Source organism: Streptomyces sp. ISL-96 (assembly GCF_018614035.1).
GTDB lineage: Bacteria > Actinomycetota > Actinomycetes > Streptomycetales > Streptomycetaceae > Streptomyces.
In genome coordinates, this window is sequence record NZ_JAGGPA010000013.1 from 46,108 (window position 1) to 70,355 (window position 24,248).

General features: G+C 70.8%; 25 protein-coding genes and 1 pseudogene. 8 read left to right on the plus strand and 18 right to left on the minus strand.

What is annotated here, in order from left to right; all coding sequences use genetic code 11:
- Positions 1-32 precede the first annotated feature (32 nt).
- Positions 33-749 (plus strand): nitroreductase family protein, encoded by a 717-nt coding sequence (locus J7E96_RS09945; RefSeq protein WP_215129630.1) that lies wholly within the window; start codon positions 33-35, stop codon positions 747-749.
- A gap of 16 nt (positions 750-765) precedes the next feature.
- Here J7E96_RS09945 and J7E96_RS09950 read toward each other — a convergent pair whose 3' ends face one another.
- From J7E96_RS09950 to J7E96_RS09970, 5 genes are all read right to left on the minus strand, one after another.
- Positions 766-2,751, minus strand: a complete 1,986-nt coding sequence (locus tag J7E96_RS09950) for an AAA family ATPase (RefSeq protein ID WP_215129632.1) — start codon at positions 2,749-2,751, stop codon at positions 766-768.
- Positions 2,752-2,793: 42 nt separating this feature from the next.
- Positions 2,794-3,411 carry a TetR/AcrR family transcriptional regulator gene (locus tag J7E96_RS09955; RefSeq protein ID WP_215129634.1) on the minus strand — a complete coding sequence of 206 codons (618 nt, stop codon included), beginning with the start codon at positions 3,409-3,411 and terminating at the stop codon, positions 2,794-2,796.
- 118 nt (positions 3,412-3,529) lie between these two features.
- Positions 3,530-4,777 (minus strand): GNAT family N-acetyltransferase, encoded by a 1,248-nt coding sequence (locus tag J7E96_RS09960; RefSeq protein WP_215129636.1) that lies wholly within the window; start codon positions 4,775-4,777, stop codon positions 3,530-3,532.
- 83 nt (positions 4,778-4,860) lie between these two features.
- Positions 4,861-5,832 carry an asparaginase gene (locus tag J7E96_RS09965; protein WP_215129638.1) on the minus strand — a complete coding sequence of 324 codons (972 nt, stop codon included), beginning with the start codon at positions 5,830-5,832 and terminating at the stop codon, positions 4,861-4,863.
- Between the two features lie 55 nt (positions 5,833-5,887).
- Entirely contained in the window at positions 5,888-6,490 is a 603-nt protein-coding gene (locus J7E96_RS09970) for an ABC transporter substrate-binding protein (RefSeq protein WP_215129640.1), read from the minus strand.
- A gap of 119 nt (positions 6,491-6,609) precedes the next feature.
- Between J7E96_RS09970 and dtd the strand changes: the two genes are divergently transcribed.
- Positions 6,610-7,035 (plus strand): D-aminoacyl-tRNA deacylase, encoded by a 426-nt coding sequence (gene dtd / locus J7E96_RS09975; protein ID WP_215129642.1) that lies wholly within the window; start codon positions 6,610-6,612, stop codon positions 7,033-7,035.
- A 20-nt stretch (positions 7,036-7,055) separates the two neighbouring features.
- Here dtd and J7E96_RS09980 read toward each other — a convergent pair whose 3' ends face one another.
- Genes J7E96_RS09980 through J7E96_RS09990 form a run of 3 tightly spaced genes read right to left on the minus strand, consistent with a single transcriptional unit; the run spans position 7,056 to position 9,102 of the window.
- Positions 7,056-8,021 (minus strand): folate-binding protein YgfZ, encoded by a 966-nt coding sequence (locus tag J7E96_RS09980; protein ID WP_215129644.1) that lies wholly within the window; start codon positions 8,019-8,021, stop codon positions 7,056-7,058.
- 10 nt (positions 8,022-8,031) lie between these two features.
- Positions 8,032-8,481: a Fur family transcriptional regulator gene (locus J7E96_RS09985; protein WP_215129646.1), complete on the minus strand. Its 450-nt coding sequence runs from the start codon at positions 8,479-8,481 to the stop codon at positions 8,032-8,034.
- Between the two features lie 57 nt (positions 8,482-8,538).
- Complete coding sequence (locus J7E96_RS09990; RefSeq protein WP_215129648.1) at positions 8,539-9,102, minus strand: FABP family protein; 564 nt, start codon at positions 9,100-9,102, stop codon at positions 8,539-8,541.
- A gap of 296 nt (positions 9,103-9,398) precedes the next feature.
- Between J7E96_RS09990 and J7E96_RS09995 the strand changes: the two genes are divergently transcribed.
- Positions 9,399-9,761 (plus strand): DsrE family protein, encoded by a 363-nt coding sequence (locus tag J7E96_RS09995; protein WP_215129650.1) that lies wholly within the window; start codon positions 9,399-9,401, stop codon positions 9,759-9,761.
- 38 nt (positions 9,762-9,799) lie between these two features.
- Here J7E96_RS09995 and J7E96_RS10000 read toward each other — a convergent pair whose 3' ends face one another.
- From J7E96_RS10000 to J7E96_RS10030, 8 genes are all read right to left on the minus strand, one after another.
- Positions 9,800-10,060 carry a DUF3099 domain-containing protein gene (locus tag J7E96_RS10000; RefSeq protein ID WP_215129652.1) on the minus strand — a complete coding sequence of 87 codons (261 nt, stop codon included), beginning with the start codon at positions 10,058-10,060 and terminating at the stop codon, positions 9,800-9,802.
- A gap of 92 nt (positions 10,061-10,152) precedes the next feature.
- Positions 10,153-10,440 (minus strand): DUF1416 domain-containing protein, encoded by a 288-nt coding sequence (locus tag J7E96_RS10005; protein WP_018101653.1) that lies wholly within the window; start codon positions 10,438-10,440, stop codon positions 10,153-10,155.
- 36 nt (positions 10,441-10,476) lie between these two features.
- Positions 10,477-11,316 carry a sulfurtransferase gene (locus J7E96_RS10010; protein WP_214979820.1) on the minus strand — a complete coding sequence of 280 codons (840 nt, stop codon included), beginning with the start codon at positions 11,314-11,316 and terminating at the stop codon, positions 10,477-10,479.
- Positions 11,317-11,510: 194 nt separating this feature from the next.
- On the minus strand, positions 11,511-11,594 hold the full coding sequence (locus tag J7E96_RS38710) for a putative leader peptide (protein ID WP_355254274.1): 84 nt from the start codon (positions 11,592-11,594) through the stop codon (positions 11,511-11,513).
- 164 nt (positions 11,595-11,758) lie between these two features.
- Positions 11,759-12,457 carry a DUF2993 domain-containing protein gene (locus J7E96_RS10015; protein ID WP_215129654.1) on the minus strand — a complete coding sequence of 233 codons (699 nt, stop codon included), beginning with the start codon at positions 12,455-12,457 and terminating at the stop codon, positions 11,759-11,761.
- Between the two features lie 50 nt (positions 12,458-12,507).
- Complete coding sequence (locus J7E96_RS10020) at positions 12,508-13,695, minus strand: hypothetical protein (RefSeq protein ID WP_251069665.1); 1,188 nt, start codon at positions 13,693-13,695, stop codon at positions 12,508-12,510.
- A gap of 10 nt (positions 13,696-13,705) precedes the next feature.
- Entirely contained in the window at positions 13,706-13,960 is a 255-nt protein-coding gene (locus J7E96_RS10025) for a MoaD/ThiS family protein (protein ID WP_215129657.1), read from the minus strand.
- Between the two features lie 33 nt (positions 13,961-13,993).
- Positions 13,994-14,881: an alpha/beta hydrolase gene (locus J7E96_RS10030; RefSeq protein ID WP_215129659.1), complete on the minus strand. Its 888-nt coding sequence runs from the start codon at positions 14,879-14,881 to the stop codon at positions 13,994-13,996.
- Between the two features lie 252 nt (positions 14,882-15,133).
- Between J7E96_RS10030 and J7E96_RS10035 the strand changes: the two genes are divergently transcribed.
- Both J7E96_RS10035 and J7E96_RS10040 read left to right on the plus strand, forming a co-directional pair.
- On the plus strand, positions 15,134-15,958 hold the full coding sequence (locus J7E96_RS10035) for a response regulator transcription factor (protein ID WP_215129661.1): 825 nt from the start codon (positions 15,134-15,136) through the stop codon (positions 15,956-15,958).
- 24 nt (positions 15,959-15,982) lie between these two features.
- Positions 15,983-17,011, plus strand: a complete 1,029-nt coding sequence (locus tag J7E96_RS10040; RefSeq protein ID WP_215129663.1) for a LacI family DNA-binding transcriptional regulator — start codon at positions 15,983-15,985, stop codon at positions 17,009-17,011.
- 6 nt (positions 17,012-17,017) lie between these two features.
- On the opposite strand, the pseudogene J7E96_RS10045 reads toward J7E96_RS10040, so the two are convergent.
- Positions 17,018-18,661, minus strand: a pseudogene (locus J7E96_RS10045) (IS200/IS605 family accessory protein TnpB-related protein).
- A 255-nt stretch (positions 18,662-18,916) separates the two neighbouring features.
- On the opposite strand from J7E96_RS10045, the gene J7E96_RS10050 reads away from it, so the two are divergent.
- From J7E96_RS10050 to J7E96_RS10060, 3 genes are all read left to right on the plus strand, one after another.
- On the plus strand, positions 18,917-19,897 hold the full coding sequence (locus tag J7E96_RS10050) for a S1C family serine protease (RefSeq protein ID WP_215129668.1): 981 nt from the start codon (positions 18,917-18,919) through the stop codon (positions 19,895-19,897).
- Between the two features lie 67 nt (positions 19,898-19,964).
- The gene (locus J7E96_RS10055; protein ID WP_215129670.1) at positions 19,965-20,684 is read left to right on the plus strand and encodes a response regulator transcription factor; all 720 of its coding nucleotides are present in this window, start codon (positions 19,965-19,967) and stop codon (positions 20,682-20,684) included.
- The gene (locus J7E96_RS10060; protein WP_215129672.1) at positions 20,681-22,114 is read left to right on the plus strand and encodes a HAMP domain-containing sensor histidine kinase; all 1,434 of its coding nucleotides are present in this window, start codon (positions 20,681-20,683) and stop codon (positions 22,112-22,114) included. The genes J7E96_RS10055 and J7E96_RS10060 overlap by 4 nt, the downstream gene beginning before the upstream one ends.
- Before the next feature lie 104 nt (positions 22,115-22,218).
- On the opposite strand, the gene J7E96_RS10065 is transcribed toward J7E96_RS10060, so the two are convergent.
- Positions 22,219-24,072 (minus strand): bifunctional UDP-sugar hydrolase/5'-nucleotidase, encoded by a 1,854-nt coding sequence (locus J7E96_RS10065; protein ID WP_215129674.1) that lies wholly within the window; start codon positions 24,070-24,072, stop codon positions 22,219-22,221.
- Between the last annotated feature and the right edge of the window lie 176 nt (positions 24,073-24,248).

Consider the following 24,248-nt stretch of genomic DNA (forward strand, 5'->3'; position numbering starts at 1 on the left):
CGAGGCGACTTCGCGCCGTACACTCCGCGATCATGACGACTGAGACGACCGCACAGACGACGCCCGCGCTCTTCGACACCATGTCGACGATGCGCGCCATGCGCCGCCTCAAGCCCGACCCCGTGCCGGACGAAACGCTCGACCAGCTCCTACAGGCCGCCGTCTGGGGCCCGAGCGGCGGCAACATGCAGTGTTACGAGTACGTCGTCGTGACCGACCGCGAGGTCATGTCCCGGCTCGCGCCGCTGTGGAAGCGGTGCGTGGACGCGTACCTGGCGACCACGGGCAAGTACGCGCCGAAGGGCATGGACGAGGCGGCGTACGCCCGGATGGTCGCCGCCATCGAGTACCAGCGCGACCACTTCGCCGAAACCCCCGCGCTCATCGTCCCCTGCTACCGCTTTCCCGAGCCGCGCACGGACGAGGCCGGGCTCCAGGCGTCGGCGCAGGCGCTCGGCCCGGAGGGTGTCGCGCACATGATGAACACTCAGACGCGTTTCATGGCTCTCGCGGAGGGCTCGTGCGTGTACCCGGGCGTACAGAACCTCCTCCTCGCGGCGCGCGGTCTCGGCCTCGCCGCCAACATCACCATCTGGCACCTGATGCTGGAGCAGGAGTGGAAACAGGCGCTGGGCATCCCTGAGGACATGCATACCTTCGCCGCCGTCCCGGTGGGGTGGCCGCTGGGGAAGTTCGGTCCCGTACGCCGCCGCCCGGTCGCCGAGGTCATCCACCGGAACCGCTGGTAGGGCGGACAGGCCGGCCTCAGGCCGGCATGGGCGCCGGGAGCGGGAGGCGGTGCAGTACGTCGAGGCGGCTGACCGCCCGGGTCAGCACCACGTAGAGCCGGTGCAGGCCCCGCTCCTCGGCGCCGGCGATCTCGGCCGGTTCGACGGCGATGACGTGGTCGTACTCCAGGCCCTTGGCGAGCGTCGCCGGCAGCACGGACAACCGGGGCGCGTCGCCGAGCCCCGCCGCGTCCAGCGCCTCCCGCAATTCCCGCACCCGGCCGGCGTCCGCGATGACGCCCACCGAGCCCTCCCTGGTCAGGGCCGCCCGTACCGCATCGACCGTCGCAGCCGCCACATCCCGCACCTCACGCACTGCCAGTTCGCCGTCCGCGCGCAGCGACCGGCCCGGCGGTACGTCGACGTCCAGCGCCCCGAGCAGCCGGTTCGCCAGCTCCACGATCGCGGCCGGGACCCGGAAACCGGTGGTCAGCGGCACGACGGCGGCCGTCTCCTTGCCGAGGTGGGCGAGGAGTTCGGGCCAGGTGCGGGCGGCCCACGGCGTCGTACCCTGCGCCAGGTCGCCCAGCACCGTCACCGATCCGAACTCGACGCGGCGCGCGATCGCCCGGCACTGCATCGGGGAGAGGTCCTGCGCCTCGTCGATGACGACGTGGCCGTAGCTTTCGGGGCGCTCGACGAGGCCGGCGACCTCGTCGATCAGCACCAGGTCGGCGGCCGACCACTTGGCGCTCTTCCAGGAGCGTGGCGGCTTCGCCCAGCGGATCGCCCGCCGCTCGGCCGGCGTGAGGAGCGGATCGCAAGGGTCGGTGAGCACCGCCGCCACGATCTCCTCCGGCTGGACCTTCGGCCACACCGCGTCGACGAACGCCCCGATCGCCCGCGACCGCCCCATCCTTCGCAGCCACTCGTCGCTGGGCGGACCGGCCCGGCGTTCGGCCTGGAGCTGGAGCGCCCGCACCGCGCGCGTGCGCACGCGCTCACGGCCGACGGCGTACGGGGGCGCCTCGGCCCGCACCTCCTCGACGATCCGCTCCAGCTCGCCGCGCGCAATCCGCCAGCGGTACGAGCCGTCCGGCACGGCCACGGTCTCGGCGGGCGCCGACACCCGCCCGTACAGCGCCCGGTGGAGCACGCGGCCCATGCGGGCGTCGTGCTTGACGACGGCGGCGGCGGGGCTGTCCTCGGCGCGGACGGGATGACGCCCGATCTCGTCGTCGACGGTCGACTGCCGGATGCCACCCTCCCCCAGCGACGGCAGCACCTCTGCGATGTACGAGAGGAAGGTCCGGTTGGGCCCGAGGATCAGCAGGCCGCTGCGCTGGAGGCGCTGCGGATACGTATAGAGGAGGTACGCCGCGCGGTGCAGGCCGACGGCGGTCTTGCCGGTGCCGGGGGCGCCCTGCACGCAGACGGATTCGGTGAGTCCGGAGCGTACGAGATCGTCCTGCTCGGGCTGGATGGTGGCGGCGATGTCGCGCATCGGGCCGACGCGGGGCCGCTCGATCTCCTCGGCGAGGATGCCGCTTTTCGCCGCGCCGCCGCTTTCCTCCCCGGCCGCGAGCCGCTCGTCCTCCATCCCGGTCAGGTCCTTTGACGCCCCCTTGCTCCACGGCGCCCAGCCGAACCGCCGGCGCACCAGGACGCCCTGCGGGTCCTGCGCGCTCGCCTGGTAGAAGGTGCGGGAGACGGGGGCGCGCCAGTCGATGACCAGCGGCGGATCGGCGGGGTGTTCGGCGATGCGGCGGCGACCGATGTGGTGGCTCTGGCCGTCGGCCAGATCGAGCCGTCCGAAGAAGAGCGGGCCTTGCGGCTCTTCCCTCAACTCCTTGGCGTACGAGCGCAGATGGAAGCCGAGGGTTTCGGCGTCGGCGCCGGAGGCGGAGACGTCCGCGCCGGTGACGACCTGTTCACCGGCGCCTTCGGTCATGCGGGTCAGGGCTGCGCGGCAGAGGTCGTGGAAGGTCCGCTCCTGGCTGAGGGCATGGTCGAGTGACGTCATCCACCCAAGATAACGTAACCAAGTAACGAATTTGACTGAGGCCTAAAATCGCGGACGGAGGCCGGTACTCAGCTGCTCGAAGGCCAGCTCGGCCGCCGCCACAGCCCCCGGAAGTACCTTCCGCGCGCTCTCCCCCGCCTCGATCCGACGCCAGTTCTCCTCGGCGAGGATCCGCTGTACGGCCACGATCTGCCCGGCCGCGAGCCGCGCGGCCAGGGGGTCGGGCCCGTCGAGGGCGGCGGCGAGCGCTTCCTCGGAGCGCTTCACGTACGCGTGGAGCCGGGCGACCAGGCTCGGCGTCCCGTACAGCAGCCGGTGGAAGGCGAGCACGTCGGCGTCGTCGCTGAGCCCGGTCACGGGGTCGCGCCGGTCGAGGCCGGCGAGGAAGTGCCGCCGCAGGGCGTCCAGCGGCGAAAGCCCGTCCGCGCGCCCGTCGACGACCACCCGGGCCGCCTCGTCCTGGTGGTCGGCGAACCGGTGCAGCGCGAGGTCCTCCTTCGTGGGGAAGTAGCGGAAGAGGGTCGGCTTGGAGATCTCGGCCGCGGCGGCCACCTCGGCCACGGAGACCTTGTCGAAGCCCTTTTCCAGGAAGAGGGCGATCGCGGCATCGGAGACGACCCGGTACGTCCGCTGCTTCTTCCGCTCGCGCAAACCACTCATGAGGACGAAGCGTACGCGCTTGACCTCAACAGAACTTGAGGTCACAGACGCACAGACGTCGGAGTGGGGAGTGAGCGTCACAGAGTTCGGCGGTCCGGAGGCACTGGTGGCGGCCCGGTCAGAAGATGTCCGGGCACCACGGTCGCCTGGGCGTACGGAACAGGGCGTCGGCAACGGCGGCGGCACCCGCCGACTCCTCCACGACCCGGCCCAGCGCCACCAGCCGCACCGCGGACTCCTCGCCCAGGTACAGCGCCCCCAACTCCCGTACATCCAGCGTCAGATCGGCCGCCTCGGCCGAAGTGGCACACACCGCCCCGTCCGCCGAGGCATCAAGCCGGAACCGCCCGCCGGCCAGCCCCGCCGCGTCGTGCACCTCCAGCACGAGCGAGGCGGGCACCGCGTACGTACGAGCCGCCAGGGCCCGTACGACGTCGAGCAGCCGCACCCACAGGAAATCCGCCTGAGTGACGATCCTGGCAGCCCGGGGATCCGGGAGCAGGAGGGGAAGCAGATCGTCACTGGCGCGGTATCCGGACCGTACCGTCGAGATCCAGTCGATGGCGCAGACGAAGTGCCACAGCGCGCGCTCGGCCGCCGGCGACACCGCGATCATGTCGCCCACGTTCGCTATGTTCAGCGGCTGCTTCGCGTCGCCCCACTTCTCCTCGGCCCGGTAGACCAGCAGGCCCTCGACCTCGCCGTGCGCCGAGCGGTAAACGGCGTAGAACGGCTCGCGCCAGGGCTCGTGCGCCATGACGACCTGCCCCGTGTTGACCTGCCACCAGCGCTGGTCCCGGCTGACCGCACCGGGCTGCATCGCGCGGAAGCGGTCGTGGAGTTCGGGTCCGAGCTTGCGTACGTCGGCCCCGTCGACCAGATCGACCCGGCCGCCACCGTCGTCGGGCCCCGCCCAGCGCGCGTCGAGCCCCGCCCTGGGTACGTCGATCTCCCACTCGCTGATCGACGCGGCGTGCCCGAACCCGTACCGCCCGTAGATCGGATACTCTGCGGCGATCAGCGTCGACAGCACGTCGCCGCGCTCCTTCGCCGCCGCGAGATCCGCGTCCATCATCCGGCTGAGCAGACCGCGGCGGCGGTGCGTCGGCGACACGGTCACGTTCGACACGGCACTCGCCGGGACCGCCGCGCCGCCCGGCACCGTGAGCTCCTGCGCGAAGGAACGGTACGTCGCGACACAGCGCCCGTCGTCGAACGCGCCCCGCACACGGGCCAGGTCCGTATGTGCCAGGCGTTCCGCCGCTTCCTCTTCCGAGGCGAGAGGTGCCCGGAGGAAGCCGGTGGCCAAGGCGCGCAGCCAGTCGCGGAACTCGGACGCGGTGATCGTACGGACGTCGACGCTCATGCGTCCACGCTATGCACACCGGCCGCCGCCTGTCGCCCGTATTTTTCCGGGCGCCCGGACCCCCGCGTCCAGGCAGACTCCGCTCAGAACGCCGCGCGTATCTCCCCGACCTCGGCCGCCCCGCCCATCAGCGGCGCCCGCCCGATCCGGTCCACCACCGGCCCGTCCACACCCAGCCGCCGCAGCGCCCGCGCCAGCACCGGACCCAGCGCCCGCGTCGCACCGTCGTCGACCTTGAACGCGACGGCGCGGCCGTCCGGCAGAGCCACCGCCTGGACCGCCTCGGCGCCCATCTTCGACAGCGCGCCCGGCACCTCGCGCATCAGCCAGGTGTCGGGGCGGCGCGTACCCGCGACGTACTGAGGGTGCGCGCGCATCGCGTCCGCGACGCGTCGCTCGGCCGTGCCCGGCTCCGCGAGCACGAAGCTGCGGAAAGCCGTCGCCAGCCCGACCAGGCTGATGCCCATCAGCGGCGCGCCGCACCCGTCCGTACCCACCGCCGTGACGCGCTCGCCGCTCGCCTCCTCCACCACCCGCAGCACGAGCCGCTGAAGCGGATGACTGGGGTCCAAGTAGGAACCCGTGTCCCACCCGTTCAGACCGCAGGCCGCCAGCATCGCCGCGTGCTTGCCGGAGCAGTTCATGGTGACCCGCTCGCGCACCCCGCCCCCGGCCAGGTACGCCTCCGCCTCCACCGGGTCCAGCGGCAGATCCGGCGGAGTCTGGAGGTCCGCCTCCGTGAGCCCGTACTCCGCCAGCATCTTGCGTACGAGATCCAGCTGGAACCGCTCCCCCGAGTGGCTCGCGGCCGCCAGCGCCAGCCGCTCCCCCGACAGGTCGAGCCCGGCTCGCAGGATCGCGGCGGCCTGCATCGGCTTGTTGCTGGAGCGCGGGAAGACCGGGGCGTGCGGATTCCCGACCGCCAGCTCCACGCTGCCGTCCGCCGCCAGAACGACCAGCGAACCCCGGTGATGGCCCTCGACGAAGCCGGAACGGACGACTTCCGCGAGGACCGGGGATATGGCGGTGACGGCGGCGGCGTTGCTGGAGGACATCTCGACCTTCCGGGGCGGGAACAGGACCAGGCTCCCGTACGGCCGGATCGCGGCGTCAGGTCAGCAGGTCGTCTACTTGAGCTTCCCCATCACGGTACCTGCGGGCAATCTCCGCACTGCAATCGTCCGCCGTCCGCTGCAGATGCTGCCGGCGCCGCGAGACCTGCTGTTCGTAACGGACCAGCCGCCCCATGGCCGCGTGCAGCTCCTCGTCCGTACGGGCGGCGAGATCCGACAGCTCGACCTCGGCCAGCATCTCGGCCGCCAGCAGCCGGAACTCCTCGCTGTGCGGTGTGGACAGCGTCACGTGACGAGCGGAGGAACGGTGCCGCGAAGGGGCGTCCGCGAGGATCTCCGACAGCCGGTCGACGACAGGGGACTCCGGCCCCGTACGCCGCGCCAGCTCGGCCCGCAGAATGTCGATCCGCCCGTGCAGCAGACGCCGCACATAACTGAGGTCCGCCTCGTCACGCTGCGAGTCACGGCGCAGACCGCGCAGCTCCGGCAGCCCCAGCACACCGAGATCGGTCTTCGGCTGACGCTCCGCGCTCTCACCGGTCCGCTGCGCGGGTGGTCGTGCGGCGGGAGCGGAAGGCGTCAGCTGAATCATTGGCATAGGTACGGGACCGAGCGGCTGCCCGGCGCCAGATGTGCTCATGGATTGTTCCGTCCCCTCGACCGGTGCGGGGCGCGCACCGCCTCCCGTGCATCGTGCCACTCCTGACGGCGGCTACGCAGGCGCTCTACGCCCGTTCAGCCCCGGATAGATTGGGCCGCATGCGTGCAGTGGTGCAGAGGGTCGACGGCGCGAGCGTCGTGGTGGCCGGACAAACGGTCGGCGAAATCGTGGGCGAAGGCCTGTGTGTGCTGGTGGGAGTCACCCACGGGGACACAACGGACAAGGCCGCCCAGCTCGCCCGGAAGCTGTGGTCGGTTCGGATCCTTGCGGGCGAGAAGTCCTGCTCCGATGTGAATGCGCCACTTCTGGTCATTTCACAGTTCACTCTCTACGGGGACGCCCGCAAGGGCCGCCGCCCCACCTGGAACGCCGCGGCCCCCGGCGAGAGCGCCGAGCCGCTGGTCGAGGAGGTCGTGGCCCAGCTCCGCGCACTGGGCGCGCACGTGGAAACGGGCCGCTTCGGAGCGGAGATGCGAGTCTCCCTCACGAACGACGGCCCGTTCACGATCCTGATCGAAATCTAAGGACTGACCTTCAAGCAGTCCTACGGCTCTACGACGACTTCCTGCGCCGCGGCCGTGTTCCCCGCCAGCAGCTCCGCGTCCACCGGCACATTGCGCTTGACCAGCGCGAGAGCGATCGGCCCCAGCTCGTGGTGGCGGGCCGACGTCGTGATGAACCCCAGCTGGCGCCCCTCCTCGCCGTCCGCCGCCAGCCGCACCGGCGTCCCCGGCCCCGGCAGCAGGACATCGCTGCCGTCCAGGTGCAGGAAGACGAGCCGCCGCGGCGGCTTCCCCAGGTTCTGGACGCGGGCAACGGTCTCCTGGCCCCGGTAGCAGCCCTTCTGGAGGTGTACGGCGCTGCCGATCCAGCCCAGCTCGTGCGGGATGGTGCGGTGGTCGGTCTCGAAGCCGAGGCGGGGCCGGTGCGCTTCGACGCGCAGGGCCTCGTACGCCAGAATGCCGGCCGCCGGACCATGAGCCCCGGCGTACTCCTCCAGCCGGCCGCGCGGCAGGAAGAGATCGCGGCCGTGCGAGGTCTCCCGTACGGCCACCCCCTCCGGTACGCCGGCGATCGAGCCGGCCGGCAGGTGGACCACGGCGAAGTCGTCCGTCCGGTCCGCCGTCTCCACCCGGTAGAAGAACTTCATCGACTCCAGGTACGCGACGAGATCGCCCTGCGTACCCGGCTCGACGTGCATCCACACCGTCTCGCCGTCGTCGACGAGGTACATCGCGTGCTCGACATGACCGTGCGCAGTGAGGATCAGCGCCTCGGTGGCCCGGCCGGCCGGAAGGTCGCTGACGTGCTGCGTGAGCAGGAGGTGCAGCCAGGTCAGCCGGTCGTCACCGGTGACGGTGACGACGCCGCGGTGGGAAAGGTCGACGAAGCCGACGCCGTCGGCAAGGGCGCGCTGCTCGCGGAACAGGTCGCCGTAATGCGCGGCGACGCCTTCGTCGCGCCCTTCGGCGGGCACGGCACCGGGCAGGGACAGCAGGGGGCTCTTCATGCCGCCAAGCCTACGACTCGGTAGTTGAAGCTTCCGCGGAAGCCTTCGCGGCGCACTTCTGACAGCGCCCGAAGATCGCGAAGTGCTTCATGTCGGTCTCGAAGCCGAACGTCTCGCGCAGCTTGGCCGTGAAGTCGGCGGCGATCGCGATGTCGGCCTCGATCACGTTCGTACAGTCGCGGCAGACCAGGTGGATGTGGTGGTGGCGGTCCGCCAGGTGGTACGTCGGTGCCCCGTGCCCCAGATGCGCGTGGCTGACCAGCCCCAGCTCCTCCAGGAGCTCCAGGGTCCGGTACACCGTGGAGATGTTCACGCCGGACGCGGTCCTGCGCACCTCGACGAGGATGTCGTCGGGCGTCGCGTGTTCCAGGGCGTCCACGGCTTCCAGGACGAGCTGACGCTGGGGCGTCAGCCGATAGCCGCGCTGCCGCAGGTCGCTTTTCCAGTCGGTGCTCACCACGTGCCCAGTGTAGGCAGCGCGGCAGGCAACCCACGTGGTGTCGGCCTACTTGAAGGCTTACTTGAAGAACGCGATCCCGTCGTCGGGCAGGTCTTTGAGGTCCTTCGCCCACTCGCTCGGGTCGACGACCTTCTTCAGGTGCGCCGACATGTAGGGGCGGAGCTCGACGTCAGGGGTGGCCTTCTCGCCGACCCACATGAGGTCGCTCTTGACGTAGCCGTAGAGACGCTTGCCACCGGTGTACGGACCGGAGGCGCCGGTGCGCGCGACCGCGTCGGTCACCAGGTCGATCTGCGGCTTCTGGTCGGCGAGCTCGCCGTACCAGATCTCGACGACGCCCTGGTCACGGATCATGACGACCTCGACCTTGCGGTCCTTGTCGACGCGCCAGTAGCCGGACTCGTTCTCCAGCGGCCGGACCTTCTTGCCCTCGTTGTCGAGCACCCACGTGTGGGAGACGTACTCAAGGAAGTCCCGGCCGTCGTGGGTGAAGGTGACTTCCTGGCCGAAGTTGCACTTCTCGGCGCCGGGGAAGTCGGAAACGCCCGCACCCTCCCAGCGCCCGAGGAGGAAGACGAGGGGGACGAGGTCCGGGTGGAGGTCGGACGGGATCTCGATCATGAGCTGCTCAGACGATCTGTGAGGGGAGGGGTGGCGGGGTGGGTCAGCGCTGACCCTGGTAGAGCTTCTTCACGGTCAGACCGGCGAAGGCCAGAACGCCGACGCAGACCAGAACCAGCAGGGCTTCGAAGAAGATCGTCAGCACGGGGTTGCTCCTTGCACGAGCGGTGGGCGGTACGGGGCCGGGCCCCAGCTTAGTCGGCGGGGCCCGGCACGGCCGTCGCGGGTTCGCAGCTGCTGGTCGTCAGCCGGAATCAAGACGCGATGGACGCGATGGACACGATTACAGTTCGGACATGGCGAAGAAGCTCGTGATCAAGGTGACCGCCGGGGCCGACGCCCCGGAGCGGTGTTCGCAGGCGTTCACGGTGGCGGCGGTGGCCGTCGCCAGCGGGGTCGAGGTCTCGCTCTGGCTGACCGGCGAGTCCTCGTGGTTCGCGCTGCCGGGGCGCGCGGCGGAGTTCGAGCTGCCGCACGCGGCGCCGCTGCCGGACCTGATCGAGTCGATCAACGCGGCGGGACAGATCACGCTGTGCACGCAGTGCGCGGCACGCCGCGAGATCACCGAGAACGACGTGATCGAGGGCGTACGGATCGCGGGCGCCCAGGTCTTCGTCAGCGAGGTCATGGCGGGCGACGTGCAGTCCCTCGTCTACTGACCTGCTTGGGGCCTGCTGGGGAGGTCCACTGGCGAGGTCTACTGGGGACGCTTCTTGCCGTCCAGCTCGTCCCACCAGTCGTCGGACTTCGGGTCTCCGGACGGGTCGTCCCACCAGCGGTCGTCCGGCCCCCGCCGGTTGGCGACCATCGCCGCGATCGGCGGAATGACCATCGCGACGAAGCACATCCCCACGGCCACCGGCACGGACCACAGCCGCACGAGGGCCCAGGCGGAGACGAAGAGAACGATGCATCCGCCCATCAGCAGGAAGTAGGCGTGCCGCCGCCGCTCGTACATACCTCCACGGTACGACCGAAGGACCGCACCTGGTCCGGGACAGCGTCCAACCCCCCGGGGTGCGGCCCTTCGGCCAGTGAGAAAGCGCCTCGTCAGACGGCGATCGCGACCTCTGCGAGGCCGCCCGTCTGGGCGACGACCGTACGGTCGGCCGTGCCGCCGGGGACCAGGGCGCGTACGGTCCACGTGCCCTCGGCCGCGTAGAAGCGGAACTGGCCCGTGGCCGAGGTCGGGACCTCGGCGGTGAACTCGCCGGTCGAGTCCAGGAGGCGGACGTAACCGGTGACGGGCTCGCCGTCGCGGGTCACGCTGCCCTGGATGGTGGTCTCACCGGGCTTGATCGTCGAGGCGTCGGGGCCGCCGGCCTTTGCTCCACACATGTTGAATCCGTCCTTCAAGTCGCAGGCGATGAGGGGTTACTTGTTGGCGCCGAGCTCGATCGGCACGCCGACCAGGGAGCCGTACTCGGTCCACGAGCCGTCGTAGTTCTTGACGTTGTCGACACCGAGCAGCTCGTGCAGGACGAACCAGGTCAGGGCCGAGCGCTCACCGATGCGGCAGTAAGCGATGGTGTCCTTGGCCAGGTCGACCTGCTCGGCCTCGTACAGGGCCTTGAGCTCTTCGTCGGACTTGAAGGTGCCGTCGTCGTTGGCGTTCTTCGACCACGGGATGTTGCGGGCGGACGGGACGTGGCCCGGGCGCTGCGACTGCTCCTGCGGGAGGTGGGCCGGGGCGAGCAGCTTGCCGCTGAACTCGTCGGGGGAACGTACGTCGACGAGGTTCTGGTTGTTGATGGCCGAGACCACGTCGTCGCGGAAGGCACGGATCGAGGTGTCCTGCGGCTGGGCCTTGTACTGCGTGGCCGGGCGCTGCGGGACCTCGGCGACCAGGTCGCGGGAGTCGAGCTCCCACTTCTTGCGGCCGCCGTCCAGCAGGCGGACGTCGCTGTGGCCGTAGAGCTTGAAGTACCAGAAGGCGTACGAGGCGAACCAGTTGTTGTTGCCGCCGTAGAGGACCACCGTGGTGTCGTTCGCGATGCCCTTCTCGGACAGGAGCTTCTCGAAGCCGGCCTGGTCGACGAAGTCGCGGCGGACCGGGTCCTGGAGGTCCTTGGTCCAGTCGATCCGGATCGCGTTGCGGATGTGGTTCTTCTCGTACGCCGAGGTGTCCTCGTCGACCTCGACGATGGCGACCTTCGGGTCCTCGATGTGGGCCTCGACCCAGTCTGCGTCTACCAGGACGTCGCTGCGGCTCATGCTGTTCTCCTCCGGGGCAGTGTGCGGCGGTTATGCGCGAGGTGCGGATGTGCGGGTGTGCGGGCACGCCGGTACGCGGAACGGGACGGCGTTACGACCGCACGGGGGGCCGGCCCTGACTGCGACTGCACCAGTTCGGTCGGTCGGTGGGCCGGGGGGAAGGCGGGTGCCGGACTGTGCCGGTCAGAACCCGCTCAGGCAGTACGACAGAGCATGGCGGCGACGCGGCACAGGTCTACTGCCCGCCGCTTCGTGAGGTCCGCCTGTCGCTGCTGCATGGGACCGATCGTAGGGATGTCACGACCGGCATGTCACCGGTGTGTCGCATGTTGAGACACGATCGTCCGGGATGCGGGATGGGATGCCGGCGCAAGGGCTTCGTTCCGGGCCGGCGCGCCGCCTGCGGCCGCCCGCTGCCTGAGGGGCGGACGCAGGCGTCTCACTATCCGGCGAGGCCCACGTTCGTACCGGTGCCGGAGATCTCCAGCCCGCCCTTCGTCGCCTCGGCCTTTTCGAGCTTCAGGCCGATGGGCAGCCCGCTGATCTGCCGGTCGAAGTCGGTCTTCTCGCGGACCTTCGCCTCGATGCCGGGAAGGCCCTCCCCCGGAACCTCGTCCGCCCGCACCCTGAGCGTGTCGCCGTCGACGACGGTCACGCTGGACAGCACGCTGCGGGTGATCTCGCGCCCGAGGAGCTGGACGGAACCCGTCACCTTCACCTTGCCGTTGCCGCCGTAGGCGACGGGAAAGCCGCTCTCGGAGGCCTTGGTCAGGTCCTCGTACGAGATGCGCGCCTTGCCGGTGGCGAGCTCCGCCGTCGCGTCCGAGAAGCCGCCGACGGTGCCGCGCACCCGCACGTCGTGGAGTTCGGCGGTCATCTCACTGATCCGGACCTTGCGGCCCTCCGCGCTCGCCTCGACGCCCTCGACGGTCACGTCGACCTGGTCGAGATGCTTGGCGGCGACCTGGGTCAGGAAGGGAAATCCCTTGATCGATACATCGGCTCCGCCGGTCAGACCCTGTTGGCTCTGGACGCGCTTCGCGACCTCGGACTCGGCGAAGTTGACCGCGAGGCGGTCCACGACGACAAAAATGCCGCCGAGGATCACGGCGACGGTCAGCAGTATTCGCAGCGCACGCATTTGTTACGGATCCCCCACACTCGTCGACTACTGCCAGGTAACCACAGGCGTCAGGAGATGACCCGGCCGATCAGGTAGACGGCGGGGGCGGCGGCGGTCAGCGGCAGGGCCACTCCGGCCGTCATGTGGACGAACCGGGAGGGGTAGTCGTAGCTGGCCACGCGCAGACCGATCAGCGCGCAGACCCCGGCCGCGAGCCCGAGCAGTGCGCCGTCGGCGCCGATGTCCGTCATCCCTCCGGCCGCGACCCCGGCGCCCGCTGCGGCGAGCAGCGCGACGGTCACGGAGGCGACGCCGGGCAGCGGCAGCGCGCGGGCCAGTACGGCGACGGCGACGGCCACGCCGCCGACGGTCACGGCGTCGGCGGCCGCGGCGTCGGCGGCCGCGGCGAGGTGACCTGCGGCGATCACGGCCAGGGCGGCCGAGGTGACGGTGGCCGTCAGGCCGTACATCCGCTCGTCGGCGGGGGCGCGGTTGCGCAGCTGCAGTACGAGCGTGAGCAGCACCCAGACGCCGAGCGTGCCGATGATCGCGGCGGGCGCGTGCTCGGCGTCGACGGCCAGCAGCGCGATGTCGGCGGTGACGCCGCCGAGGAACGCGAGCGCGATGCCCTGCCTGGCGGGCCACATGCCGTTGAGCCGGAACCAGCCGGCGGCGGTGACGGCCTGGAGCAGCACGAGCGGCACCACGAGCGCGTACTGGCCGACGGCCGCGGCGCCGGCGAGCAGCAGCGCGAGCCCGGCGGTCAGGGCGGCGGGCTGCATGCCGGGCGCGATGATCGGCGAGCGGCCCTCGGCGCGGGCGCGCTGGGCGGCGGTGATGCCGGCGTTGCCGGCGGTGGTGGGCGAGCTGTACGCCGCGGAGCCGGTGGCTGCCGCGGGGTGGGGCTGGGGCGCGGGAGCTGCGGTGGCCGCGGGTGCGGGTTCGTACGCGGCCGCTGCGGTCGCGTACGCCTCCGGGGCGGGCTGGTACGTCCCCGGAGCCGGCTCGTACGCCGTCGGAGTGGCGGGGTACTGGGCGGCGGGGTACTGGGCGTACGGGTCGGGCGCCTCCGGCGGCAGCGGGTACGCGCCGTTCTGGGGGTCCTGCGACCGGTACGGCTGCTGCACAGGCTGGAACTGCGTGTCCCAGGTCTGTCCCTCCCAGGTCTGGGTGAACGGCTCCTGCGCGGGCGGCGCCTGCTGACCGTCCTGCGGGTCGTGTCCGTCGTACGACGGGTAGGGCTGCTGGTTGCTCATGGTTCGGTGATCATCCTCCTGCGAACGGCGGGAGCACCTCGACCGTGCCGCCCTCGGCCAGCCGTACGGTCTCATGACCGCGGGTCCCGACGGGGTCGCCGTCGATGAGGAACGAACACCGCTGGAGTACGCGCGTCAGTTCCCCGGGGTGCCGTTCGCGCACCGCGTCGAGCGCCTCGGCGAGCGTCGCGGCCGCGTACGGCTCCTCGGCGGTGCCGGCGGCGGCCTTGGCCGCGGCCCAGAAGCGGATGGTGCCTACTGCCATAGCGCGGCTCCTTTCGTCGGCTTCCATGATGGGCTATGCCGCTGTCAGCCAGGCGCCGATGCGGGTGAGGAGTGTCTCCTCGGCCGCGTTCTCGGCGTGACCCATGCCGGGCACGATCCACAGTTCGCTGCGGCCGGCCGCAGCGGCGAGTGCCCGCGGATGGTCCAGTGGGAAGTACGGGTCGCGGTCGCCGTGCACGACCAGCAGCGGAGTCGGTCCGAGCCTGGCCGCCGCCTCGACCGGCGAGAGCGGCACCGGGTCCCAGTCCCGGGCGTGGATCCGGGTACGCAGCCCGAAGCGCCCGACGAGGCGCCCGGCGGGCCGGGTGATCACCCAGTGCACCCGCCGCATCGGCGCCGTACCCCGGTAGTACCAGCGGGCGGGGGCGCTGACCGCCACCACGGCGTCGGCTCGCGCGGACACGTGGCCCGCCGGGTGCGCTTCCATGCGCCCCCCATGCGGGGAACCGCTTCCGTCCCGGTACAGCGCCGCGTGCCTGACGACCACCGAGCCGCCCATCGAGAAGCCGACGGTGACCACCCGCTCGTGTCCCAGCGAGCGTGCCCAGCGGACCGCCGCCGCCACGTCGAGGACCTCCCGGTCGCCGACCGTGGAGCGGCCGCCTGAGCCGCCGTGTCCACGGAATGAGAACGTGATCACGGCGGCGTACTGCCTGAACACCCGCGCCGCCCGCCGCACCGCGGGCCGGTCCACGGAGCCCGTGAAGCCGTGCGCGACGACGATCGCCAGGGAGTTGTCCCCGCCGTCATCGGCCTCCCCGCCGTCATCGCCGCCTTGCGACGGCTCGTACAGCGCCTCGATACGGACCCCGTCGTCCGCCCGCAAAACCGTGCGCCGGGAGCCGTGCGTGACGGAGGGAACACGCGATCTGCGGACAGGACCCTCCGGTACGGAACTCATGTGGGCTATTCTGCTGGGCATAGGACCTGGGCAACGTTGCCCCCGGGTCCTTTTGTGTTTTCTGACCGTTGTTACGGACAGATGACGCGGTGAGGTCTCAGGGCGCGGGACCGAACCGTACGAAAGCAGTGCCGCATACGCCCCCAAGCTCTTAAGGAGCAGGGGGTACCCCCTCCGCAGGGACCGAGGAGGAACCGACGTAATGGGCAAGCGAAACGTGCACGACCGGACGACCCGGGCAGGTGGCCGACGATGAGTTCTCTGCTGCTCCTGACCAATGCCCTCCAGCCGTCGACGGAGGTGCTTCCCGCCCTCGGCCTGCTTCTGCACAGTGTGCGGGTGGCCCCCGCCGAAGGCCCGGCCCTCGTCGACACCCCAGGTGCCGACGTCATCCTGATCGACGGCCGCCGTGACCTCCCGCAGGTCAGGTCGCTGTGCCAGCTGCTGCGGTCCACCGGACCCGGCTGTCCGCTGATACTCGTCGTCACGGAGGGCGGCCTCGCGGCCGTCACCGCCGACTGGGGCATCGACGACGTACTGCTCGACACGGCAGGCCCGGCAGAGGTCGAGGCGCGGCTGCGCCTCGCGACGGGCCGCCAGCAGATCACCTCGGACGACAGCCCGATGGAGATCCGCAGCGGCGACCTGTCGGTCGACGAGGCGACGTACAGCGCGAAGCTCAAGGGGCGGGTCCTGGACCTGACCTTCAAGGAGTTCGAGCTGCTGAAGTATCTGGCGCAGCACCCCGGCCGGGTCTTCACGCGCGCCCAGCTCCTCCAGGAGGTGTGGGGCTACGACTACTTCGGTGGTACGCGGACGGTCGATGTGCACGTACGGCGGCTGCGCGCGAAGCTCGGCCCGGAGCACGAGTCGCTCATCGGGACCGTACGCAATGTGGGCTACCGCTTCGTGACTCCGGAGAAGGTCGAGCGGGCGGCCGCGGCCGAGGAAGCCAGGGCCGCCAAGGCCGCGCAGAAAGCGGTGCCCGCGGCCGTCACCCACACGGCGGACAGGGACCCCGACGACTCCGCGGTGCCCCAGCGGGAGGAAGAGGCAGTACGGCCTGCCCAGCGGTAGGTCACCACGCGTAGACTGCCGCGCGTGGCCAAGGTGACGCGGGACGATGTGGCACGACTTGCGGGGACTTCCACCGCGGTCGTCAGTTACGTCATCAACAACGGACCCCGGCCGGTCGCCCCGGCCACGCGCGAGCGTGTCCTCGCGGCGATCAAGGAGCTCGGCTACCGGCCGGACCGGGTCGCGCAGGCCATGGCGTCCCGCCGCACCGACCTCATAGGCATGATCGTCCCCGATGCCAGGCAGCCCTTCTTCGCCGAGATGGCGCACGCGGTCGAACAGGCCGCCGCCGACCGCGGAAAGATGGTCCTCGTCGGCAACTCCGACTACCGCGACGAGCGCGAGGTCCACTATCTGCGGGCCTTCCTCGGCATGCGGGTCTCCGGCCTGATCCTGGTCAGCCAGGGCCCGAGCGAGTGGGCGGCCGCCGAGATCGAGGCGTGGGACGCGCGGGTGGTGCTGCTGCACGAGCGGCCGGAGACGATCGACGACGTGGCGGTCGTCACGGACAACATCGGCGGCGCGCAGCTCGCGACCCGCCACCTCCTGGAGCACGGTCATGCGTACGTCGCCTGTCTGGGCGGCATGGAGTCGACGCCGATGGTGGGCGACCCGGTGGCCGACCACGTGGTGGGCTGGCGCCGGGCGATGCGGGAGTCGGGGCGCTCGACCGACGGCCGGCTCTTCCACGCTCCGTACAACCGGTACGACGCCTACAAGGTGGCCCTGGACCTGCTCGCCGGACCGGACCGGCCGCCGGCGATCTTCTGCTCCACGGACGACCAGGCGATCGGCGTGCTGCGGGCCGCGCGTGAGCTGCGGATCGACGTACCGGGCGAGCTGGCGGTCGCGGCGTTCGACGACGTGAAGGAAGCGGCGCTCACCGATCCGCCGCTGACGACGGTCTACTCCGACCGGCCGGCGATGGCGCGGGCGGCGGTGGACCTGGTGCTGGACGACTCGCTGCGGGTGGCGGGGTCGCGGCGCGAGCGGCTGAAGCAGTTCCCCTCGGCGCTGGTGGTACGCCGCTCCTGCGGCTGCCCGGCGACGTAACCGTTCCTAAGGACTGAGCGGGAGTGAGTCCTGTTGCCAGGCCTCATGCTCGGCCGAACGCCCCGAACGGTTTTGGGCGTTCTGGTCCCCCGCGTTCGCTCCGCGTCCGGGCGGCACGGATCGTGTCCGTGGTCCGGGAATGCGGGGGCGGGTTTCCTCACGCCCAAGAGCACGCCGGCTGGCCTGGACGGTCCGATGCCCACGACGATCGCTCTGGTCGTTGTGGGGCGGTGCCGTCCGTCGCCGGATCGGGTGCCCTTGGGCGCGCCTTCCGATCGCCACGGCGGCAGCGTCGTGGCGAGTGGTCTTACGGGTGGTGCTGGTGAGGGGCTTCTGCCAGTGCTGCGCGCCCCACTTGCTGGTGTAGGCCGGGTCGACGGCGATGATCGCGGTGCCCGTTTGGTCGGCCATGGAGGTCAGGCGGGCGCGGAGTTTGCCGGTGGGCATGCCGGAGATCAGCTGCCGGAAGCGGCGCTTGCGGCCGTGCTTCTCGCGGGTCTTCTCCGCCGCGAAGTCCAGGTCCTCGACCGCGATCGCGGCAACCCCACAGGTCTTCGCCCAGTTCAGCAGCCGGGACAGGGCGTGGCGGACCTGCGCGTCGCGGTGCTGGGCGTTGCCGGACAGGTCGTAGAAGAAGCGGCGGGGCCGGCCGATGGGGTTGCCATGGACATCGAGGCGCCAGGCGGCGAGATGGTCCGCATTGGTATCGACACCGATCACCCCGTGTGCGAGCGCCGCCTCCAGCGGGACCGTGGGCGAGGGCGGGATCTGCCAGGACGCCGTCAGGTACCAGCGGCCGCGCCGGGTGTCGTGGTGGATGCGGTAGGCGACCGCCCGGTTCGCCTCCATGCGATCAGCCCACTCGGTGCCCCGATGCGCGAACCGCACCTTCGCGGCGAGCACGTACCGGCCGTGCGGGGCGTTCGCCAGCCCGGCCAGCGGCACCGGCAGCTTGATCGACACCTGGCCGTCGGGGCTGACACGGATCGTCTCGTTGCCATACCGCTTCCCCGACTCACCATCAGCCGACAGAAACCACCGCTCCGCCTCCCACCGCTCCCGCCACTGCGCCTCGGTGAGCTGGGCATCGGCGAGATGGTGGCGGGTGTTCAACAGGCCCTTGCCGCCCCGCACCACCCGCACCCGGCCCGCCCGCCAGTCCAGCACAGCGGCAGTACGGCGGGCCTCCAGAGCGGCCAGCCGCCGCGACTTCGCATGCCACTCCCGCCGCGACCGGTAACCACCCGACGCCCGCTTGCTGCCCCGCTCGCCGATCGGCAGGGACAGACGGTGCCGAAGCATCCCGATCCCCGCCTCAAGACCCCGGATGTGAGCCGCCTGGCAACGCCGGGCCAACGCCCACTGATCATGCGACGCCTTCGTCACCGCACCCGCCCACCGCGACGACGACACCTCCGTCAGCGCCCGCTTGCGCCCCGCCCACGACTCCGCAGAATGCTCCAGACCATCAGCGCAGCGCACCTTGAGGTCCCGGGAGGCCAGCGCACCCATGTGCGCGCCCACCAACCGCAGCACCTCCACATCCCCGGCGGTCAGCTGCTTCAACCGGTCACGCACAGCGACACCAGTAGGCCCCGGAACGACGAACGGCGCAGCCGCCACCCGCAGGCCCGAAACCGACCGCTGCACCGCAACCAACCCCCGCTCACATCTCTGAAGCCCCTCACGCCGGACTGGTCAACGAACCACACCGCGAAAGGTCACCCGTTCCCACCCCGAACACCGCAACCCAACGCACACACACCCACACACACACAAATGCAGTAATACGCAGAAAACAGCCAGCCGTTGAACACCCCTCTTTATTAAGGGCATACGCGCTTCTGTCGGGCTTCTCAGCGGCTCCTCAGACAGTTCTCATAAGAGCTGACCAAGCTCTGAGACATGACCAAGTACCCCGAGCATGAGCAGCAGCCCTCCTCTTACTCGTACGGTGCCGCGTATCCGCCGCCGCCCGCGTACGCCCCTCCGGTGGCCGCACCCCCGCGAGCCCGGCGGCCCGTCGCCCTCCTCGCCGCTGTCGCCATCGTCGCGGCCATGATCGGCGGCACAACGGCGGCCTTCGCGGAGCGCCTCACCGGCACGGAGCCCGCCACCGGCGGCAACGGCGTCAGCGGTACGAACGTCTCGCAGAGCAGCAAGGGCACCGTCTCCGGGGTCGCGCAGGCCGTGAGCCCCAGCATCGTCGAGATCAGCGCCACGTCCGCATCGGGCGACTCCACCGGCTCGGGGGTGATCATCACCGCCGACGGCGAGATCATCACGAACAACCACGTCGTGTCCGGCGCGGACTCGGTCAAGGTCAAGCTGAGCGACGGCAGGACGTACACCGCCGATGTCGTCGGCACCGCCCCCGGCAAGGACCTCGCTCTGATCAAGCTCCAGGGCGCGAGCGGCCTGAAGGCGGCGACGCTCGGGAGCTCCGACGACGTGAAGGTCGGCGACGAGGTGGTGGCGATCGGCTCGCCGGAGGGCCTGACCGGGACGGTGACCAGCGGAATCGTCTCCGCCCTGGACCGGGACGTGACGGTGTCGAAGGAGGAGAACCCGGGGCAGGAGCAGCAGGGCCAGGGCGGGGACAGCGGTCAGTGGCCGTTCGAGTTCGGCGGGCAGCAGTTCAACGGCGACACCGGCTCCTCGAAGACGACGTACAAGGCGATCCAGACCGACGCCTCGCTCAACCCGGGCAACTCGGGCGGCGCCCTCATCAACATGAACGGCGAGATCATCGGCATCAACTCCGCGATGTACGCGCCGAGCGGAGCGAGCGGTTCCACGGCGGGCAGCGTCGGGCTCGGCTTCGCCATCCCCATCGACACGGTGAAGGCCGACCTGGGGCAGCTCCGCGCCGGGGACGCCGGCTGACATCCGTACCGTGCGAGGGTGAAGGCGACGTACGCCACCCCGCAGCGACCAAGCCCGAGGAAACCCGATGAACACCCCCGCCGAGCGCATCCTGATCGTCGACGACGAGCCCGCCGTGCGCGAAGCGCTTCAGCGCAGTCTCGCCTTCGAGGGGTACGGGACGGAGGTCGCCGTCGACGGCCTCGACGCGCTCGCGAAGGCGGCGTCGTACGACCCGGACCTGATCGTCCTCGACGTCCAGATGCCGCGCATGGACGGTCTGACGGCGGCCCGTCGCATCCGCTCGTCCGGCGACACCCTTCCCATCCTGATGCTCACCGCCCGCGACACGGTCGGCGACCGCGTGACCGGGCTCGACGCGGGCGCCGACGACTACCTGGTGAAGCCGTTCGAGCTGGACGAGCTGTTCGCCCGCATCAGGGCGCTGCTGCGGCGCAGTTCGTACGCCGCCGGGGCGGCGTACGGCGAGGAGGCGCCGGGCCATGTCCTGTCCTTCGCCGACCTGCGGATGGATCTGGCGACGCGCGAGGTGACGCGGGGCAAGCGGCCGGTGGAGCTGACCCGCACCGAGTTCACGCTGCTGGAGATGTTCCTCGCGCATCCGCGCCAGGTGCTGACGCGCGAGCAGATCCTCAAGGCGGTGTGGGGCTTCGACTTCGAGCCCAGCTCGAACTCCCTCGACGTGTACGTCATGTACCTGCGCCGCAAGACGGAGGCCGGCGGCGAGCCGCGCCTGGTGCACACCGTGCGGGGTGTGGGGTACGCGCTGCGGGGCGGTGAGGCGTGAGCGGTGCGCTGCGCAGATTCCGGGCGCTGCCGCTGCGTTCCCGGCTAGCGCTGCTGACGGCGACGGCGGTGGCGATCGCGGTGGCGGCGGTGGCGGCGGCATGCTGGTTCGTGACGCGGGTCCAGCTGCAGAAGCAGCTGGACGACTCGCTGCAAAACGTCGAGGTCGGCGCCGGGTACGTGCAGACGCTGCGGCTGTCCTGCGCGGGCGGCGACGCCGCCGTGACGGCGCCCCAGACGTACACCATCCAGCTCGTCATGGCCTCCGGCGAGCCCTGCACCTCCCCTGGTGTCCCGCCGATCCCCGCGCAGCCCGCCGACACCGCCGTGGCCTCCGGCGAGCGGGAGGAGGCGCTGCACACGACCGAGGCGTCCGACGGCAGGGAGATGCGGGTCTACACCTACCAGTTCACGGACGCCCGGCAGAACCTGATCCCCGGCCCGCCGTTCGCAGTCTCCGTGGCCCGCCCGATGAGCGAGGTCGACGATCCGCTGAGCTCCCTCGCCTGGGTGCTCCTCACACTGTCCGGCATCGGCGTGCTGGGGGCGGGCGCCACCGGCCTGTGGGTGGCGCGTGCCGGGCTGCGCCCGGTGGACAAGCTGACCGACACCGTCGAACACGTCGCGCGTACGGAGGATCTGACCGTACGTATCCCGGTCGAGGGCGAGGACGAGATCGCCCGCCTGTCGCGCTCCTTCAACGCGATGACCAGCGCCCTGGCCTCCTCCCGCGACCGCCAGGCGCAGCTGATCGCCGACGCGGGCCACGAGCTGCGCACCCCGCTGACGTCTTTGCGTACGAACGTGGAACTCCTCGCCCGCAGCGACGAGACGGGCCGGGCGATCCCGCCCGACGACCGGGCCGCGCTGATGGCGTCCGTCAAGGCGCAGATGACGGAACTGGCCGCTCTCATCGGCGACTTGCAGGAGCTCGCCCGGCCCGACACGGCCGACCAGGGCAGGCCGCTGCGGGTGGTCGCGCTGCACGAGATCGCGGCCGCCGCCCTGGAGCGCGCCCGGCTGCGCGGCCCGGAACTGACGATCAACGCGGACCTCTCCCCCTGGTACGTACGGGCGGAGCCGGCCGCGCTGGAGCGGGCGCTGGTCAACGTCCTCGACAACGCGGTGAAGTTCAGCCCGCCGGGCGGCACGGTCGACGTGGCCCTGAACCGCCACGGCGAACTGACGGTGCGCGACCACGGCCCCGGCATCCCGGACGGCGAACTCCCGCACGTCTTCGAACGCTTCTGGCGCTCGCCGTCCGCCCGCGCCCTGCCGGGTTCGGGCCTCGGCCTGTCGATCGTGGCCCGCACGATCCAGCAGGCGGGCGGCACGGTAACCCTGCGCCGCCCAAGCGACGGCACCCCCGGCACGGAAGCCCTGATCCGCCTCCCGGGCGCCCCGACCCCACCCCCGGCCACGACGGCGTGACGCCTTGCCCTGCGGAGCTTCGCGCCGCACGCGGCTTGCGAACGCACCGAGGGGCGGCACCCGGACCAGGTGCCGCCCCTCGGTGAACCACTGCGCCGCACCGCCTACTTAAGGACCGTTATGCGGTCGGCGGCAGGCGGGGCGATCGGGCTCGCCGGGCTGGAGTTCTTCGCCAGGAAGGCGTTGAAGACGTCCAGGTCGGACGCGCCGACCAGCTTGTTCTTGTGCTCCTTGAAGACCGGGAAGCCGTCCCCGCCGCCCGCCAGGAACTCGTTCATCGCGACGCGGTACGTCTTCGCCGGGTCGAGCGCGACACCGTTCAGCTTCACCGACGCCACATCGATCCGCGCCGCTCCCGTCTTCGTCATGTCGAGGGTGTACGTGAAGCCCTTCGACACCTGGAGGATCTTCGGCGAGGCCTCGTTGCCGCCGCTGACCTGCTGCTGGAGCGCGGTGATCAGCTGCGCGCCTGTCAGGTCGACGACGTTCATCATGTTGGTGAACGGCTGCACGGTGAACGCCTCGCCGTACGTCACGACCCCGTCGCCCTCACCACCGCTCGCCTTGAAGACCAGGTCGGAGCGGATCCCGCCCGGGTTCATGAAGGCGATCTGCGCGCCGCCCTTGTCGGCCGGAGCCAGGCCCTCCAGCTGCGCGTCCGCGATCAGGTCGCCGAGCGGCTTCTCGGGGGCCGTCGAGCCGCGCCCGTTGATGTCGGCGGCGATGAAGCCCTGCGGCTTGCCCGCGATGGGGGCGGCCAGCGCGTTCCAGCGGCTGATGAGCGAGGTCATGTCCGGGGCCCAGATCTTGGCCTGCTCCTGGTCGCGGACGACGATGTGGTTCGCGCTCTTGACGCCCGTACGCACGATGTCCTTGGTGCGGCGGTCGTAGGTGAGCGTGGTGTCCGTGTAGAGCTTGCCGTACGACGACGCCGAAGTGACCATGCGGGGCTTGCCCGCCGGGTCCGGGACCGTGCAGACGTACGCCTGGTGGGTGTGCCCGGTGACCAGCGCGTCGACCTTCGGGGTGATGCCCTTGGCGATGTCGACGATCGGGCCCGAGATGCCGTCACCCGCGCCCGGCGAATCGCAGTCGTAGTTGTACGAGGAGGAGGCCGGCGAGCCGCCCTCGTGGATCAGCGCGACGATCGACTTGACGCCCTGGCGGTCGAGTTCCCGGGCGTACTTGTTGACCGTCTCGATCTCGTCGTGGAACTTGAGGCCCTTGATGCCGTTCTCGGTGACGATGTTCGGCGTGCCTTCGAGCGTCACGCCGATGAAGCCGATCTTGACGCCGTCCTTCTTCCACACCGTGTACGGCTTGAGGACCGGCTTGCCGGTCTTCTCGTCGGTGACGTTCGCGGCGAGGTACGGGAAGTCCGCGCCCTCGAATTCCTTGCCCTCCTCGAAGCAGCCCTCGACCGGGTGGCAGCCGCCGTTCTGTATGCGGGCCAGTTCGGTGGCGCCCTCGTCGAACTCGTGGTTGCCGACGGCCGATACGTCGAGGTCGAGCTTGTTCAGCGCCTCGATCATCGGCTCGTCGTGGAAGAGCCCGGACATGAGCGGGCTGGCGCCGATCATGTCGCCGCCGGCCGCGGTGACGGAGTACCGCTCACCCTGGCGCGCCTTGCGCAGCGAGGTCGCCAGGTGCTCGACGCCACCGGCCGGTATCGCCTTCACCGTGCCGTCGGGCTGCGTCTCGCTGACCGTGCCGGCCGAGCCCGCCGGGGGCTCCAGGTTCCCGTGCAGGTCGTTGAAGGACAGCAGCTGTACGTCCACGGTCCGCGAGTACGCCGAGGAACCTGCGGCGAGCTGCCCGCCGCCTTCCTCGGCGCCTTCCTCCGCCCCGGAGGCCGGCATCGCGGCGACGAGAGCACCGAGGGTGGCGAGTCCAGCCGCGGACGCGAGTACGCGCCGGGTCGCTCGGTGCTTGCGGGTGGTACGAGGGTTCGCTGACATCGGTCCCCTTGTGAGTTCAGCGTGACGGACGAACCGCAGCCTAAAGTCAACGCGCGTAGCGCAACAGGGGGTGACGGGTTACAAGCTGGTTGCCTTCGGCGGTACGTCAGCAATTGCCCGGCGGCCACTCGTATGGCGGACGCCATCCATAACTCAGCGCGACGAACGGGTGGACC

Bases quoted from the DNA above. Each gene is read 5' to 3' on its own strand.
- J7E96_RS09945 (WP_215129630.1), top strand. From the start codon at position 33: ATGACGACTGAGACGACCGCACAGACGACGCCCGCGCTCTTCGACACC.
- J7E96_RS09950 (WP_215129632.1), bottom strand. From the start codon at position 2,751: ATGACGTCACTCGACCATGCCCTCAGCCAGGAGCGGACCTTCCACGAC.
- J7E96_RS09955 (WP_215129634.1), bottom strand. From the start codon at position 3,411: ATGAGTGGTTTGCGCGAGCGGAAGAAGCAGCGGACGTACCGGGTCGTC.
- J7E96_RS09960 (WP_215129636.1), bottom strand. From the start codon at position 4,777: ATGAGCGTCGACGTCCGTACGATCACCGCGTCCGAGTTCCGCGACTGG.
- J7E96_RS09965 (WP_215129638.1), bottom strand. From the start codon at position 5,832: ATGTCCTCCAGCAACGCCGCCGCCGTCACCGCCATATCCCCGGTCCTC.
- J7E96_RS09970 (WP_215129640.1), bottom strand. From the start codon at position 6,490: ATGAGCACATCTGGCGCCGGGCAGCCGCTCGGTCCCGTACCTATGCCA.
- dtd (WP_215129642.1), top strand. From the start codon at position 6,610: ATGCGTGCAGTGGTGCAGAGGGTCGACGGCGCGAGCGTCGTGGTGGCC.
- J7E96_RS09980 (WP_215129644.1), bottom strand. From the start codon at position 8,021: ATGAAGAGCCCCCTGCTGTCCCTGCCCGGTGCCGTGCCCGCCGAAGGG.
- J7E96_RS09990 (WP_215129648.1), bottom strand. From the start codon at position 9,102: ATGATCGAGATCCCGTCCGACCTCCACCCGGACCTCGTCCCCCTCGTC.
- J7E96_RS09995 (WP_215129650.1), top strand. From the start codon at position 9,399: ATGGCGAAGAAGCTCGTGATCAAGGTGACCGCCGGGGCCGACGCCCCG.
- J7E96_RS10000 (WP_215129652.1), bottom strand. From the start codon at position 10,060: ATGTACGAGCGGCGGCGGCACGCCTACTTCCTGCTGATGGGCGGATGC.
- J7E96_RS10005 (WP_018101653.1), bottom strand. From the start codon at position 10,440: ATGTGTGGAGCAAAGGCCGGCGGCCCCGACGCCTCGACGATCAAGCCC.
- J7E96_RS10010 (WP_214979820.1), bottom strand. From the start codon at position 11,316: ATGAGCCGCAGCGACGTCCTGGTAGACGCAGACTGGGTCGAGGCCCAC.
- J7E96_RS38710 (WP_355254274.1), bottom strand. From the start codon at position 11,594: ATGCAGCAGCGACAGGCGGACCTCACGAAGCGGCGGGCAGTAGACCTG.
- J7E96_RS10015 (WP_215129654.1), bottom strand. From the start codon at position 12,457: ATGCGTGCGCTGCGAATACTGCTGACCGTCGCCGTGATCCTCGGCGGC.
- J7E96_RS10020 (WP_251069665.1), bottom strand. From the start codon at position 13,695: ATGAGCAACCAGCAGCCCTACCCGTCGTACGACGGACACGACCCGCAG.
- J7E96_RS10025 (WP_215129657.1), bottom strand. From the start codon at position 13,960: ATGGCAGTAGGCACCATCCGCTTCTGGGCCGCGGCCAAGGCCGCCGCC.
- J7E96_RS10030 (WP_215129659.1), bottom strand. From the start codon at position 14,881: ATGAGTTCCGTACCGGAGGGTCCTGTCCGCAGATCGCGTGTTCCCTCC.
- J7E96_RS10035 (WP_215129661.1), top strand. From the start codon at position 15,134: ATGAGTTCTCTGCTGCTCCTGACCAATGCCCTCCAGCCGTCGACGGAG.
- J7E96_RS10050 (WP_215129668.1), top strand. From the start codon at position 18,917: ATGACCAAGTACCCCGAGCATGAGCAGCAGCCCTCCTCTTACTCGTAC.
- J7E96_RS10055 (WP_215129670.1), top strand. From the start codon at position 19,965: ATGAACACCCCCGCCGAGCGCATCCTGATCGTCGACGACGAGCCCGCC.
- J7E96_RS10065 (WP_215129674.1), bottom strand. From the start codon at position 24,072: ATGTCAGCGAACCCTCGTACCACCCGCAAGCACCGAGCGACCCGGCGC.